Origin of the sequence: Pseudomonas sp. D3-27 (assembly GCF_051132165.1) — a bacterium.
Taxonomy (GTDB): domain Bacteria; phylum Pseudomonadota; class Gammaproteobacteria; order Pseudomonadales; family Pseudomonadaceae; genus Aquipseudomonas.
The window spans coordinates 4,891,621-4,905,529 of the sequence record NZ_CP071667.1 but is presented as its reverse complement, the minus strand read 5'-3'; the positions used below and the strand labels follow the sequence as shown (position 1 = coordinate 4,905,529).

The 13,909-nt window shown below is 61.8% G+C and carries 14 protein-coding genes; 10 read left to right on the top strand and 4 right to left on the bottom strand.

Translation table 11 applies throughout. From position 1 onward, the window contains the following. Positions 1–85: 85 nt before the first annotated feature. Positions 86–1,756 carry a diguanylate cyclase gene (locus J3P92_RS22150; RefSeq protein ID WP_434649062.1) on the bottom strand — a complete coding sequence of 557 codons (1,671 nt, stop codon included), beginning with the start codon at positions 1,754–1,756 and terminating at the stop codon, positions 86–88. Positions 1,757–2,174: 418 nt separating this feature from the next. On the opposite strand from J3P92_RS22150, the gene J3P92_RS22145 reads away from it, so the two are divergent. The 6 genes from J3P92_RS22145 to J3P92_RS22120 all read left to right on the top strand — a co-directional run bounded on the left by J3P92_RS22145 (position 2,175) and on the right by J3P92_RS22120 (position 8,875). Beyond that, complete coding sequence (locus J3P92_RS22145; protein ID WP_420766279.1) at positions 2,175–3,242, top strand: DUF2333 family protein; 1,068 nt, start codon at positions 2,175–2,177, stop codon at positions 3,240–3,242. Positions 3,243–3,245: 3 nt separating this feature from the next. After that, entirely contained in the window at positions 3,246–3,803 is a 558-nt protein-coding gene (locus tag J3P92_RS22140; RefSeq protein ID WP_434560855.1) for an NUDIX hydrolase, read from the top strand. A gap of 169 nt (positions 3,804–3,972) precedes the next feature. Further along, complete coding sequence (locus J3P92_RS22135) at positions 3,973–4,344, top strand: translation initiation factor Sui1 (RefSeq protein ID WP_420766281.1); 372 nt, start codon at positions 3,973–3,975, stop codon at positions 4,342–4,344. Positions 4,345–4,553: 209 nt separating this feature from the next. Beyond that, positions 4,554–6,467 (top strand): arginine decarboxylase, encoded by a 1,914-nt coding sequence (gene speA, locus J3P92_RS22130; protein WP_039593533.1) that lies wholly within the window; start codon positions 4,554–4,556, stop codon positions 6,465–6,467. 303 nt (positions 6,468–6,770) lie between these two features. Continuing rightward, on the top strand, positions 6,771–8,081 hold the full coding sequence (locus tag J3P92_RS22125) for a type VI secretion system Vgr family protein (protein ID WP_434649061.1): 1,311 nt from the start codon (positions 6,771–6,773) through the stop codon (positions 8,079–8,081). Continuing rightward, the gene (locus J3P92_RS22120) at positions 8,078–8,875 is read left to right on the top strand and encodes a DUF4123 domain-containing protein (protein WP_434560851.1); all 798 of its coding nucleotides are present in this window, start codon (positions 8,078–8,080) and stop codon (positions 8,873–8,875) included. Before J3P92_RS22125 ends, J3P92_RS22120 begins: the two co-directional genes overlap by 4 nt. Before the next feature lie 3 nt (positions 8,876–8,878). Here the strand turns inward: J3P92_RS22120 and J3P92_RS22115 are convergent, their stop codons facing one another. Together J3P92_RS22115 and J3P92_RS22110 are read right to left on the bottom strand one after the other, a co-directional pair. After that, positions 8,879–10,228, bottom strand: coding sequence for an MATE family efflux transporter (locus tag J3P92_RS22115; RefSeq protein WP_420766284.1), 1,350 nt, complete (start codon positions 10,226–10,228; stop codon positions 8,879–8,881). A 70-nt stretch (positions 10,229–10,298) separates the two neighbouring features. Next, on the bottom strand, positions 10,299–10,592 hold the full coding sequence (locus J3P92_RS22110) for a hypothetical protein (protein ID WP_420766285.1): 294 nt from the start codon (positions 10,590–10,592) through the stop codon (positions 10,299–10,301). A 164-nt stretch (positions 10,593–10,756) separates the two neighbouring features. Between J3P92_RS22110 and J3P92_RS22105 the strand changes: the two genes are divergently transcribed. Genes J3P92_RS22105 through J3P92_RS22090 form a run of 4 tightly spaced genes read left to right on the top strand, consistent with a single transcriptional unit; the run spans position 10,757 to position 13,022 of the window. Beyond that, positions 10,757–11,062: a MazG-like family protein gene (locus J3P92_RS22105; protein WP_420766286.1), complete on the top strand. Its 306-nt coding sequence runs from the start codon at positions 10,757–10,759 to the stop codon at positions 11,060–11,062. Continuing rightward, the gene (locus J3P92_RS22100; RefSeq protein WP_434607957.1) at positions 11,059–11,808 is read left to right on the top strand and encodes a methyltransferase; all 750 of its coding nucleotides are present in this window, start codon (positions 11,059–11,061) and stop codon (positions 11,806–11,808) included. The genes J3P92_RS22105 and J3P92_RS22100 overlap by 4 nt, the downstream gene beginning before the upstream one ends. Before the next feature lie 25 nt (positions 11,809–11,833). Then, positions 11,834–12,442 carry a DUF4136 domain-containing protein gene (locus J3P92_RS22095; protein WP_434607954.1) on the top strand — a complete coding sequence of 203 codons (609 nt, stop codon included), beginning with the start codon at positions 11,834–11,836 and terminating at the stop codon, positions 12,440–12,442. Between the two features lie 22 nt (positions 12,443–12,464). Then, positions 12,465–13,022, top strand: a complete 558-nt coding sequence (locus tag J3P92_RS22090; protein ID WP_434649059.1) for a DUF4136 domain-containing protein — start codon at positions 12,465–12,467, stop codon at positions 13,020–13,022. A 30-nt stretch (positions 13,023–13,052) separates the two neighbouring features. Here J3P92_RS22090 and J3P92_RS22085 read toward each other — a convergent pair whose 3' ends face one another. Further along, positions 13,053–13,907 carry a MaoC/PaaZ C-terminal domain-containing protein gene (locus tag J3P92_RS22085; protein ID WP_434649057.1) on the bottom strand — a complete coding sequence of 285 codons (855 nt, stop codon included), beginning with the start codon at positions 13,905–13,907 and terminating at the stop codon, positions 13,053–13,055. Between the last annotated feature and the right edge of the window lie 2 nt (positions 13,908–13,909).

Here is a 13,909-nt window from a genome sequence, read left to right as displayed (position 1 = left end):
GGGTGTTGAGATTGGTCAGCAGCTTCAGGCGCATCAAGGGTCTACCGGGGGCAGAATCGAAGTGCCTGAAGTTATTGCGTTTGCGTTACACGTTTATGACCGAATCAGTGGAATCCGATGAAAAGGTGGCACTTTGCTTTGATTGTGTGGCGCTCTGTACCCGGTTGCGTCCGGCATGCTTGGCGCGGTACAACGCTTCGTCCGCCTGGCTGGCCATCATCAGGCTGTCGGACGCTTCGCTCATTTCCACCACGCCGGCGCTGAAGGTGCACCACAGGTCCTGGGGTTGGGCCGGGTAATGGATTTCGGCGAAGCGTTGGCGGATTTCGTCCAGCACCTGGCAGGCTGCATCAATATCGGTGTCGGGCATGACGATAGCGAACTCTTCGCCGCCATAGCGCCCGATGAAATCGGTCTTGCGCAGGCGCTGCTTGAGAAACAGCGCCAGGCTCTTGATCACTCGGTCCCCCATGGGGTGGCCGTGGCTGTCATTGACCCGCTTGAAATGATCGATGTCCAGCATGGCGAAACTCAAGGGCTTGCCTTCGCGGCGGGCGCGAAAACTGCAATCCTCGAGCAATTGCAGGATATGGGTGTGGTTGTAGAGGCCGGTGAGGCTGTCGCGCACCATTCGCGCCTTGAGATTGCGCGCCCGGGCCGCGCGGTTGCGCACGGTGGTGATCAGGTGCCGGGGTTTGATCGGCTTGGTCAGGAAGTCGTCGCCGCCTTCGCTCATGGCGTCGAGCTGCTTATCCAGGTCGTCTTCGGCGGACAGGTAGATGATCGGCACGCTGACATAACGGTCGTTGTGGCGAATTACCTTGGCCAGTTCCGTGCCGGTGCAAGCGGGCATGTACATATCGAGAATGATCAGGTCGGGCTGGAAGTCCGCCAGTTCGGCCATTGCCTGGATCGGCTCGATCAACGTCCGGGTGATGATGCCGGCGCTGTTCAGCAGCCGTTCGGTGTGCAAGGCCTGGGCGCGGGAGTCATCGATGATCAGCACTTTATAGGGCTCGTACTGGGCGACGCAGGTCAGCACTTCGATTTTTTCCAGCAGGCTCGACGCCTCGAGCGTGCCGGTTAGAAATTCCTGGCCGCCGGCGCGCACCGCCGCCAGGCGGGTGGGCGTATCGGTTTCAAGCAGGCTGAAAAAGAGCAGCGGGATGGCCTGGTCGAGGCCTTCCTGGGCTTGGGCCGCCAACGTCAGGCCCACGCCAGGGCCGCTGAAATCCACGTCCATGACGATCGCCGCGGGCAGGCGCTCGACCATCGCGGAGCGGAACGCGGCGATACTGTTCAACGCATGGGCGCTGAGGCCAAAGAATACCAACTGCTTGGCCAGCCGTTCCGCGCGGTCATGGTCTTGCAGCATCACGTAGATGGGCTTGCGCAGCGGTGGCAGAAAGGTCTGCTCGAGTTGATCGCCGTGGCGCAGGCCGGTGCGGGACAGGCGTTGCATCAAACGGTTGATGTCGCTGATCAACTGGCTGCTCAGGCGGCCGCGATTGGCATCCACCGCTTGCAGCGACTGGCTGATGCCGTGGGCAAGCTGGCAATGCTCGGGCTGTTCGAAACGCTCGGCAAAGCGCAGCAGGCGCAGATTGGCTTCGCTGAGCTCAGACAGGTCGTTACTCGACCACTCGCTGCGTTGCAGGCGCTGCCATATCTCAAGGATCTGGCGAGCCTGATGAATTACCCGCTGGGCAAAGTGGTGCTTGAGGCGCTCACGGCTGGGGTCTTCTGACTCGGTCATATCCTGACTACTAGTTAGGGGGCATGCTGAGGTCGACTGGTGGCTCTATGCTAGCACCTCTTTTCCCTTACATGAGTGTCGTACGTCAATAAACTGCCAAGAGATGCGATTCAGTTTTCGACCGCACGGTCTTCGATTGGCGGCCTGTCATGCACCGGGGGCCGAGAATAGAGGCTTTCGGGGGTTTTTTGGACTATTTGTCCAGTTGCTTCGTTGGGTGCGCAAGCACGATTCGATTCGCTGATATCGAGTCAGCTCGCTACCAAATCATGACTGGCAGGGTTAAGGGAAACCCTTAGGTGGCTCCTGGTCTGGTGGCGGTAATTGTCCTATAAGCCCAACGACGGATGCCGGCCAAGGCACGTTGATGTAAGGTTGTGGTCGAACCGTGAACTCAAGTGATTGAAGGAACATCGCCATGCTGGACTGGAAAAACCGCGCGGGCAGCGCGCCTGAACGCGCCGCCGAGCCGAAATCGGACACCCGCAGCTACCTGGGCGGGCTGTTTTTCAGCCGGGCACTGGCCACGCTCATTGGTTTGTATCTGCTGGTGACCATTGCGGTGGGTTGGTATTGGAGCCAGGAGCCGGCGCTGTTTCCCGTGCAGCAGAACGCCCAGGCGGCGGCCGAGAAGGACGGCAGGCAAATGGTGGTCGGCTACACCACCGTCGAAACCCTCAAGACCGTGGCCGGAACCTTGCTGACCAAGCAGGGTGGCTACATTTCCAATGACCGCTTCCCGCCGGGCCTGTGGATGGACAACATGCCGAGTTGGGAATACGGCGTGCTGGTGCAGGTGCGCGACCTGAGCCGCGCCTTGCGCAAGGATTTCGCCCGCTCGCAGTCACAGTCCGCCGAAGATGCGGACCTCGCCAAGGCCGAGCCGCGCTTCAACTTCGACAACCGCAGCTGGGTGCTGCCCTCCAGTGAGTCGGAGTACCAGGAAGGCATCAATTCCTTGAGTCGTTACCAGGCGCGCCTCTCCGATCCAGGCCAGAAGAGCGCATTGTTCTATGCCCGCGCCGACAACCTGAACAACTGGCTGGGCGATGTCGGCACTCGCCTGGGGTCGTTGTCCCAGCGGCTGTCCGCCAGCGTCGGCCGGGTCAAGCTCAACACGTCGCTGAAAACCGAAATCCCCGCGCCCGGCCAAGTGCCGCAGGTCGACGAAGAAGTGGTTGAAACCCCATGGCTGCAAATCGACAACGTGTTCTACGAAGCCCGTGGTCAGGCCTGGGCGCTGTCTCATTTGCTGCGCGCCATCGAGGTGGACTTCGCCGACGTGTTGGCCAAGAAGAACGCCACGGTCAGCGTGCGGCAGATCATTCGTGAGCTGGAAGCCTCGCAAGAGCCGGTCTGGAGCCCGATGATCCTCAATGGCAGCGGTTTCGGTGTATTGGCGAACCACTCGCTGGTCATGGCCAACTATATTTCCCGCGCCAACGCGGCGGTCATCGACCTGCGTCAGTTGCTGAACCAAGGCTGATCGATGGACGAAAGCACTCGGGAGGCGGCTCACCGAGCGGCTTCGGATGCCGAGCTCATCGCTTGGGTCGACGAGCATGACAACCTGCTCGGCAGCCTGGTGCGCTCGGATCTGCGCGAGCGCGGCCTGATCGGGCGGGGCACCTACATCATGCTGTTCAATTCGGCCGGGGAGTTGTGTGTCCATCGGCGGACGCTGAGCAAAGCCATCTATCCCGGTTACTGGGATGTCGCGGCCGGCGGCATGGTGCAGGCGCACGAGAGCTACGCCGAGTCGGCGGCCCGCGAGCTTGCCGAAGAGCTCGGTGTCAGCGGCGTGGAGCTGGTCGCCCACGACCATTTCTATTTCGAAGACACCGGCAGCCGCCTGTGGTGCTCGGCGTTCTCGGCCGTGTGGGATGGTCCGTTGGTGCTGCAGCCCGAAGAAGTGCTGGAGGCGCGTTTTCTGCCCGTCGAGCAGGTGCTCGATGAAATCCGCCACAAGCCTTATTGCCCGGACTCCCTGGCGGCTCTTGGGCGCTATTTGCGCGCCTGCGAAGCCGGTGTCGCAAAGAAGCTCTAAATTGGCGCCGATTGGCCCTTAGCAAGTCGCCTTTTTGCCGTTACACTGCGCGACTTTTCAAGCTTGGCCGACATCGTTCGGCCCAGTTGCGCTGCCCCTGCCTGAGTGGGGCTTCGCGGTCGAGGCTTTCGCCCCTTGACCAGTCTTTGTCCTCCGAAGAGGATTGCCGGTGGCCAAAAAAGCCGCATCCTTCGCCGCCCTGGGTGGCCTGGTATTTTCTACCGACGCCGGTCGTCATTGCCCCGATTGCCGCCAACCGGTGGATGCCTGCATCTGCAAACAGACGATCATCCCCGAAGGGGACGGTATCGCTCGCGTGCGCCGCGAAAGCAAAGGTCGCGGCGGCAAGACGGTGACGACCATTACCGGTGTGCCGCTGGCCGAAGACGCCCTCAAAGAACTGGCGACGACGTTGAAAAAACGCTGTGGCACGGGTGGCGCGTTGAAGGACGGCGTCATCGAGATCCAGGGCGATCACGTCGAGCTGCTGTTGGCGGAACTCACCAAACACGGTTTCAAGGCAAAGAAATCCGGCGGCTAGCAGCCTCTGTGAAAACCACCCCGGCTTGATCCGAACCCCGGTTCGGGGTCGCCTACATGGTTTTCACAGAGCCTGTTCTGAACGGGTTCTAAACTCAGCGCTGCGGGCAGGGTCTACCGTGCTTACAGGCAAATCGTCATTTCCATTCTCTACACTGCGCCAGCCTGCGACCGGGTGGGTGCATTTTGACTTCTTTATAGGGGACTTCGATGTCCGTACGACGCACACGCAAAGACGATGGCAGCCAATGGACAGTTGCGGACAGCCGCAGTGTTTACGGGATTCGCCATTGGGGGGCCGGGTATTTCGCGATCAATGAAGCCGGTCGCGTCGAAGTCCGTCCGAACGGCCCCGACAGTTCGCCCATCGATTTGTACGAGCAAGTCGACCAGTTGCGCCAGAGCGGCCTTTCGCTGCCCTTGCTGGTGCGCTTCCCCGACATCCTGCAAGACCGGGTGCGTCAGCTCACCGGCGCGTTCGACAGCAACATCGCGCGCCTGGAATACCAGAGCCAGTACACCGCGCTTTACCCGATCAAGGTGAACCAGCAGGAAGCGGTGATCGAAAACATCATCGCGACACAGAACGTGTCGATCGGCCTGGAAGCCGGCTCCAAGCCCGAGCTGCTGGCGGTGCTGGCCCTGGCGCCGAAGGGCGGGACCATCGTCTGCAACGGCTACAAGGACCGCGAGTTCATCCGCCTGGCGCTGATGGGCCAGAAGCTGGGCCATAACGTTTTCATCGTGATCGAGAAAGAATCCGAAGTCGGCCTGGTGATCGAAGAAGCCGCGTCGCTCAAGGTCAAGCCACAGGTCGGCCTGCGGGTTCGCCTGTCGTCCCTGGCGTCGAGCAAGTGGGCCGACACCGGTGGCGAAAAATCCAAGTTCGGCTTGTCGGCCGCGCAGCTGTTGTCGGTGGTCGAGCGCTTCCGTGGCGCGGGCCTGGACCAGGGCATCCGCCTGCTGCACTTCCACATGGGTTCGCAGATCGCCAACCTGGCGGACTACCAGCATGGCTTCAAGGAAGCGATCCGTTATTACGGCGAGCTGCGCAACCTTGGGCTGCCGGTGGATCACATCGACGTCGGCGGCGGCCTGGGCGTGGACTACGACGGCACGCACTCGCGCAACGCCAGCTCCATCAACTACGACATGGACGATTACGCCGGTGTCGTGGTGGGCATGCTCAAGGAGTTCTGCGATGCCCAGAGCCTGCCGCATCCGCACATCTTTTCCGAAAGCGGTCGTTCGCTGACCGCGCACCACGCCATGTTGGTGGTGCAAGTGACCGACGTCGAGAAACACCACGATGACGTCCCGGTCATCGAGAACAAGGAAAGCCTGCCGGAAACCGTGCAGTGGCTGGTGGACCTGCTGGGCCCGACCGATATCGAGATGGTCACCGAGACTTACTGGCGAGCCACCCATTACATGAGTGACGTGGCAGCCCAATACGCCGATGGCAAGCTGACCCTGGCGGAAAAAGCTTTGGCCGAGCAGTGCTACTTCGCGGTGTGCCGTCGCCTGCACAATTCGCTGAAGGCCCGCCAGCGTTCGCACCGCCAGGTGTTGGACGAGCTCAACGACAAGCTGGCCGACAAGTACATCTGCAACTTCTCTGTCTTCCAGAGCCTGCCGGACACTTGGGCGATCGGCCAGGTATTGCCGATCCTGCCGCTGCATCGCCTCGACGAAGAGCCACTGCGCCGTGCCGTGCTGCAAGACCTGACCTGCGACTCCGATGGCAAGATCAAGCAGTACGTCGACGAGCAGAGCATCGAGACCAGCCTGCCGGTCCACTCGCTCAATCCAGGCGAGGATTATTTGTTGGGTATTTTCCTGGTGGGTGCCTACCAGGAAATCCTGGGTGACATGCACAACCTGTTTGGTGACACCGACTCGGTGAACATCTACCAGAACGCCGATGGCAGCGTGTACCACGCCGGTATCGAAACCCACGACACCATCGAAGACATGTTGCGCTATGTGCACCTGTCGCCGGAGGAGTTGATGACTCACTACCGTGACAAGTGCGCCAGCGCCCGGATCACGGCAGCCGAGCGCACTCAGTTCCTGGATGCGCTGCGACTGGGGCTGACGCGTTCGTCCTACCTTTCTTCCTGACGGCGGCCCCTTGCGGGGCCGCTGTTGCAGGCTAGAGCGATTCATCGTGGCGAGGGTAGCTCGCTCCCGCTGGCGCGCAATGGTCCCGATGGGGCCAGATGCGCGCCAGCGGGAGCAAGCTACCCTCGCCACGTTGTATCTGCATTGCAAACCCGTGCGCAGCGTTTATTGGCCTATTGATGCCGTTTAGCTGACGGCGTCCTAATTTCATGTAGTCCCTTTCCTAAATAGTCCTTGAGCCCTCTACTCGTCCTCTGCTGTCGGCGAGAATGCCCGGTCGCCCCTCCTGTAGAGAAAACGCCGATGTCCGATCCAGCCTGCGAGCTACCTTTTCGTCTGGAGATAGCCGGTCTGTCCGAACCTTTCGTCGTCGTAGCCTTAACAGGCAATGAAGCCATCAGCGAACCCTTCGTTTTCGAAGTGGAGCTGTCGGTCAGCGACATGGCCCTGGACATGGCCGGGTTGCTGTACCGCAACGTCTGGCTGAGCTTCGGAACCAAGGATCAAGGCATCCACGGGCGACTTCACGAAATCGTCCACCGCCATGGCGAGAGCTGCCGGGTACGCATCGGGCCGAAGCTGGCGAGCCTTGCGCAGCGTTTCAGTCAACGGGTCTTCAATGCCTGCTCGGTGCCACAGATCATCCGCCAGGTCCTGGGCGGGCATGGTATCAACGGCCGCAGCCTGTGCCTGGATCTGAGCAACGCTTATCCTTCGTTGGATCTGTATACCCAGTACCGCGAATCCGACCTGCATTTCCTACAACGAATGTGCGCCCAGGCGGGTATCCACTTTCATTTCGATCACACCCGGGACGGGAAATGCCTGGTTTTTGCGGATACGGCGGGCAACGTTCCGACGATGGACAAGGCTTTGTACAGTGTTGAAGGGCGGGCCCGCGCAGTGCGTGCGTTCACGGTGAAGGCGGATATCCACGGAGCTTTGGTCGCCCAGGGCCGTAGCGATCTGACGCACTTGCACGCCGGCCAGATCCTGTCGCTGAAGGGCCATCCTCATGGAAAGTGGAACCAGGGCTGGTTATTGACGCAGGTTGAACACCACGGTCATGCGGGCGGTTATGGCAATCTTTTCCAGGCCATTCCCTGGGGGATGCCCTTCTTGGTGGACAGGGCGCCGGACAAGCCTGTCATGGTGAGCAGGCAACGCGGCTGGGTCGTGGAAGTGGATGAGCCGCGAGTGGCCGGGCGAGTGGCGGTGCAGTTCGACTGGGCCTATCAGGGAGAGGGCGCCATCCCCAGCCATTGCTGGCTGCCCTTGGCACCCGAGCTTGCGGCGCGTGGCGTGGGGACGATTGCCGAGGGCACCGAGGTTCTGGTGAGTTTTATCGAGGGCGACCCGGACCGTCCCCTGGTCAGCGCATTCCTGGGTGGCGCCCCCGGCGCGCAGTCAACGCAGGCGCTTCCTCCCACCGCGCCTGCCGGGGAAATTCCCGGGGCTTCGGGAGTCGATTCATCCATGTTGTCCGCAATCAAGGATGGTGAGCCACTGGTCTTGCTGTGCCTTTTGCCAGGCGGGGGGCGTTTCAGCCCTTGTGCGCAGCCGGTGTGTACCTGTCGCATGGTGATGGGACAGGGCGCGGGCGCGGCGCCATGAATGTGGCCACCTTGCCGGGTCCCGCTCCCCAATGGCTGCTGTTAGACGTTCCGGACGCGCCCGAGGCCGCACAGCGCCTGAAGGAACAGTTTGCCGAGGTGCCGCGTTTTGCCCTGTTCGAGGGAACCGAGTTCGACGGAGCGAGATCACACGGCCCATTGTTGGTGGATCTTAGGCAATCGCCTGCGCTGGCCAGCCTGTGCCATCTGGACGCTCGATCCTGGCCCGGGTTGCTGTTGGTGACCTCGACGCCAGCCGAGTCCTTGCTGGTACATTTGCGGCGCATGCTGACGGTGACGCTGGGCCTGCATTACAAGGCCTTCCTGAGTTATTACAACCCGCACACCGCCAGCTATTTCTTCGATGCCTGCGATCCCCGGGAGCTCAGTTGCTGGCTGGGACCGATCAGCCTGTTGCGCTGGTTCGGTGGCACCTGGTCCGATCGGACGATGGGGTGCCAGGGGTGGCAACAGCTCTCCAATCCCAGGCTTGCGGTGCCTGCGCTGGAAAACGAGCATGGCCTCAGCGACAGGCAACAGGTCAAATTGCAGGAGTGCTTCCTGGAACGTCACGTCTGGCGATGGTCTCGCTCCACTGGCCATGACTATTGGGTGCTCTGGGACTACGTGCAACAGGGGCGCAAGCTGGGGTTCAGCGAGCAGGCCGTTCTCGACGGCTGGTTATGGCTGCGCTTGCAATACCCCGATGCCGAGCCCGTGCCGGGGCTGCCTGGTGGTTCCCAGCGAGAACGTCTCGATCATTTGCGACGCCTCTGGCAAGGCAAACAGGGCTGAACATCATCGAGTTTCGGCATCGACCCAGCCGCCCCGACGGTGCAAGAGCCAGGCGACCGTCCCGAGCGTCAGGCTGCGCACCGTCATGAACAACAGGAAAGTGATCCACAGTCCGTGGTTGCCGAGTCCTTGCAGCGCCCAGGCCAGCGGCAACACCAGCAACAGGGTCAGGAGCATGCCGTTGCGCATTTCCCGGGCGCGGGTGGCGCCGATGAACAGGCCATCGAGCAGATAGCTCCACACGGCAATCAATGGCAGCGTTGCCAGGTAAGGCAGGTAGCGGTAAGCGGTGTCGCGCACGTCGGCAATGTCGGTCTGCATGTCGATGAACAAATGTCCGGCCAGCAGAAACAGCAGTGCGAACCCGACGCTCGCGATCAAGGACCAACCGCAGGCGACTACCAGCGAACGGCGCAGGGCCAGGCGGTCGCGAGCGCCAATGGCGTGGCCGCATAGCGCTTCCACCGCATGGGCCAGGCCATCCAGGGCATGGGCGGTAAGCAGCAGGCCATTGAGCAGCAGCGCATTGGCCGCCACCGTCGCGTCCCCCAGCCGCGCGCCTTGCACGGTGATCAGGAAAAACACCGATTGCAGCACCAGGCTGCGGATGAAAATGTCCCGGTTTACCGCCAGCAGCGGTCGCCAGCTCTGCCACAGGCTCAGGGCGGCCCAGGCGATCCGCCCTGGCCAGGCGCGCAGCGTCCTTCGGGCCAGGGCCAGGCCCACCAGCGCGCCCGCCCACTCGGCGATGACCGAGGCGCGTGCCGAACCCGTCACGCCCCAATCCAGGCCGATCACGAACCACAGGTTCAAGGCGATGTTCACCAGGTTGGTGACCAACAGGATCGTCAACGGTGCGCGGGCGTTCTGGGCGCCAAGGAACCAGCCCACCAGCGCGTAACTGGCCAGCGCCGCCGGCAAGCCGAAAAGCCGGGTGTGGAAGAAATCCCGGGTCAATTGGTCGAGCTCGGCCGAGGGCTGCATGAAGTGCAATGCCACGTCGCTCAACGGAACCCCGACCGCCCCGAGCACCACCGACAGCCCCAACGCCAGCAAGAGTCCTTGCAGCAAGACCTGCCGCAGCGCAGCGCCATCGCCACGCCCGGCTGCCTGGGCGGCGAACCCGGTCGAGCCCATGCGCAAGAACCCCATGGCCCAGGCCAGCACCGTGTACAGACTCGCCCCGACCGCCACCGCGCCCAACTGATGGGCATGGGGCAAGTGGCCGATGACGGTACTGTCCACCAGTGCTACCAGCGGTACGGATATATTCGAGAGAATCATTGGCGCGGCCAGCGCCCATACCCGACGGTGGGTGAGGCGGTCGCGCCAGTCGGCGATCAGGTTGGACATGGTGGCTCCTTGATGGAGCGCGATTGTAGCGTTATCGCAGCGTTCGTTCCTGATGTCGCCCTGTTTGTCTTCAGTGGATGATCCAGCTCAGCAACCACAACCCCAATACCAGCCAGATAATGCCCATGACAATCGAGGCCCGCATGAAGGCGCGGATCGCCGAATACAGCAGCATCAGCCCGAGGATAAGTGCGACGATGCTGATGATCGAGGTGTCCATGCCAAGCGTGCGGGACAGGCCATCGACAAAATTGCCACCGGCATTGGCCAAGGTGTTGAACAGCCCGCTGAGCAGGTCGACGATGAAACGGATCACCGAACCGAGCGCCTGGCCGAGCCATTCGAAGAAACTTTCTACCTGCATGTTTGCATCCTGATGGAGAGGAATCGGAATCGAGCCGTCGGCTCCTGACTGTAGGAGTTGTGGCGGCTGCGATCGTTCGATTATGGAGCAATTCACCGCTTCGTACCGAGACGCTTGCCTTCCCTCGTCATCGCCCCGAAGCTATGCGCATTCAGGAGAACCCGATGAACCTTGTTGAACTGACCGAACGCCTGCATGCCATTCGTGACCGTAACGATTGGCGGCAATTCCACAGCCCGAAGAACCTCGCCATGGCCGCCAGCGTCGAGATGGCCGAGCTGGTCGAGATTTTCCAATGGCTGACCGAGGACCAGTCGCGCCAGCTGCCCGCGGATAAACTGGCCCACGCCGGGCAGGAAGTCGGTGACATTGTGTTGTACCTGTTGCTGCTGTGCAGCGAGTTGGGCTTGGATATGGACGCCGTGGTGCGCGGCAAATTGGCCGACAGCGAGCGGCGGTTCGCCCCATGAGTGACCGTCATTTCGACCAGCTCGCCACGCGTTTCGCGGAAAAAATCTACGGCGGGGCCAAGGGGGCGATCCGCCTGGCGGTGCTCCAGGCCGATTTGCTTGAAGCCTTGCCTGACCGCCCGTTGCGTATTCTGGATGTTGGCGCGGGCCTGGGGCACATGTCACTGTGGCTGGCCGAGCGTGGTCACCAGGTGACCTTGGCTGAACCGGCCGAGCCCATGCTTGAGGGTGCCCGTCAGCGGTTTGCCGAGGCCGGCCAGGACGCAACGTTCATTCAGGCGCCGTGGCAGGACCTGCTCGGCCAGCTCACCGAACCGTACGATCTGGTGCTGTGTCACGCGGTGCTGGAGTGGCTGGCCGAGCCCCACGCGATCCTGCCGGTTCTGCATCAACTGACGGCGTCTGGCGGCTGGTTGTCGTTGGCGTTCTACAACCGCGACGCGCTGGTTTATCGAAACTTGCTCAAAGGGCATTTCCGCAAGTTGCGCAAAAACGACCTGGCCGGTGAAAAACAGAGCCTGACCCCGCAACAACCCCTTGATCCTCGCCAATTGGCGGCGCAACTTGAAGACCTGTGGCAGGTCGAAATTCAAAGTGGCGTGCGGGTTTTTCATGACTACATGCCGGTGCAATTCCAGGGCCGCGTAGAACTCGCGCAATTGCTGGAAATGGAACTGGCCCACCGGCGCCACCCAGCGTTTGCCGGGTTGGGACGCTACCTGCATTGGGTCTGTCGTCCCCTCTGATCCGGAAGAGCAGTCGGAGAGCGAAATGAAAGGTCGTTCAGGATTATTGGTGTTATGCCTCGGGCTGGCAGCCTGCCAGAGCGACAATCCGTATGTCGCGACTTCCAATCCGTTGCCGCCGGCACCGCCCGAGGCCGCCAAAGTGTTCGATCGCAGCGCCTATCCGGCGCCGCCCCGTGACTATGGCCGCTATCGCAGTTGGGCCTGGCTCAACGGTCGGTTGCCGCCGGGTACTGCCTGGGCGGATTCGGCCCAGGTGGCCGAAGCGGTAAGCGCAGCGTTGGACCAACGCGGGCTGCGTCCGCTGCATGACAATCGCCCGGCGGACCTCTTCGTCAGTGCCGACCTGCGCCTGGAAACCCGGCTGCGGCAGGTCCGGGACGACTATGACGCGGGCTATTACGGCGGCTACAACCGCTACGGGCCGGGTTATGGCATGTACAACACCATTCCCGTGATGCGCACCTATCAGGAGCAGGTCGTGGTGGTTCGGGTCGATCTGTTCGACGCCCGAAATGGCCAGCCCGTGTGGAGCGCCAGCGCCGAGACCAGCCAGCGCGGCAATCAGAGCGAGCGCACCGATGCCATTCGTGACGCGGTGGAAAAGGCCATGTCGGCCTATCCTCCCAGTTGATTCAAACAACGGAGAAAAAACCATGTTTCGCCGTCTTGTCCCGCTTGCCCTTGCCCTGTTGCTTAGCGCCTGCGCTTCCAACCAGGTCAATCATGATTTCGACACCAGCCGCGACTTCGCGGCCTACCGCAGCTGGAGCTGGAAGGAGCCGGCGTTGCAATATCGCCCGGACGATCCGCGCATCAAGAGCGACCTGACCGAACAGCGCATCCGCCAGGCGGTCGCCGATCAACTCGACCAGCGTGGCCTGCGTCCGGCTACGGGCGGCGCGCGGGGCGATGTGCAGGTCCAGGCCTACCTGATCGTCGAGGATCGCCAGCAACAGGTGACGACCAACTATGGCGGCGGTTGGGGCGGCCCATGGAATGGTTATTGGGGCGGACCGATGTACAACGAAACCCGTAACCTCAGCTACAAGGTCGCCACCGTGCAGATCGACCTGCTCGACGGCAAGGATGGCAAGCTTGTCTGGCGTGGCAGCGACGAGCAATTGCTCAGTGATTCACCCAACCCGATGGATCGCAGCGCGAAGGTGCGCGAGACGGTGGGGCGGATCCTGTCCAACTACCCACCGCGTTGATTGGTTGACCTATAGGTTGGGTGGAAATACTCAAGCAACCGGCTGCCAACTTCCCAGCATATGCTCCAGCTCACCAGCCCCCACCAATCGCAATTGCCCGCTAGAACCGGCCGCGCTCGCCAACAATGTCACCTCGCTGGGCAGGCGCACCGGCTTCTTGAACGTTACGTCGATTTCGATATTGGCTTCGGGCAAATGATCATCGAGCGCCGCCAACGTCCTTGCCTTGTTCCACAGACCATGGGCGATGGCAGTGGGGAAGCCGAACAACCGGGCGCTGGCGCCGCTCAGGTGGATCGGGTTGTAGTCGCCTGACACCTTGGCGTATTGCCGGCCAATATCCACGGGTGCGGTCCAGCGTGTCACTTGCGTCAACTCGGGGCTGTCCTCGGATGAGTCCTCGGCCAATGCGCCGTCAAGCTGGACGCCTTTGCAGAGCATCTGGCTTTGTGCCTGCCACAAGGGGCCCAACTGATCTTCGATACGGGTCACCAGATCGAATACCGCCCCCTTGGCATGAGGCTGCAGGTTCTCGACGTTGACGCTCGCCCGCACCTGGCTGACACCGCCCATGGGCCGCAGCACGCGGATGCGGTTGTTCAGGTGGATCAAGCCCAGCAATGGGAACGGGAAATCCCGGGCGGTCAGCAATTGCATCTGTAAGGCGAACGCCAGCACGTGTGGATAGGTCGGCGGCAATAGTCCGCTTTCGCTGAAACCACACACTTTGCGATAGGCCGCCAGGTTCTTTTGGTCGACCTGGATCACTTGGCGCAGCCCGACGTCAGGCAGGACCGTGCCGGTGATCTTGCGGCGAGTCGCGGCCTTGGCGTACAGCCCTGACATCGAAGGGGCGGTGTTTATTTCCTGCCATTGGATCGTCATGG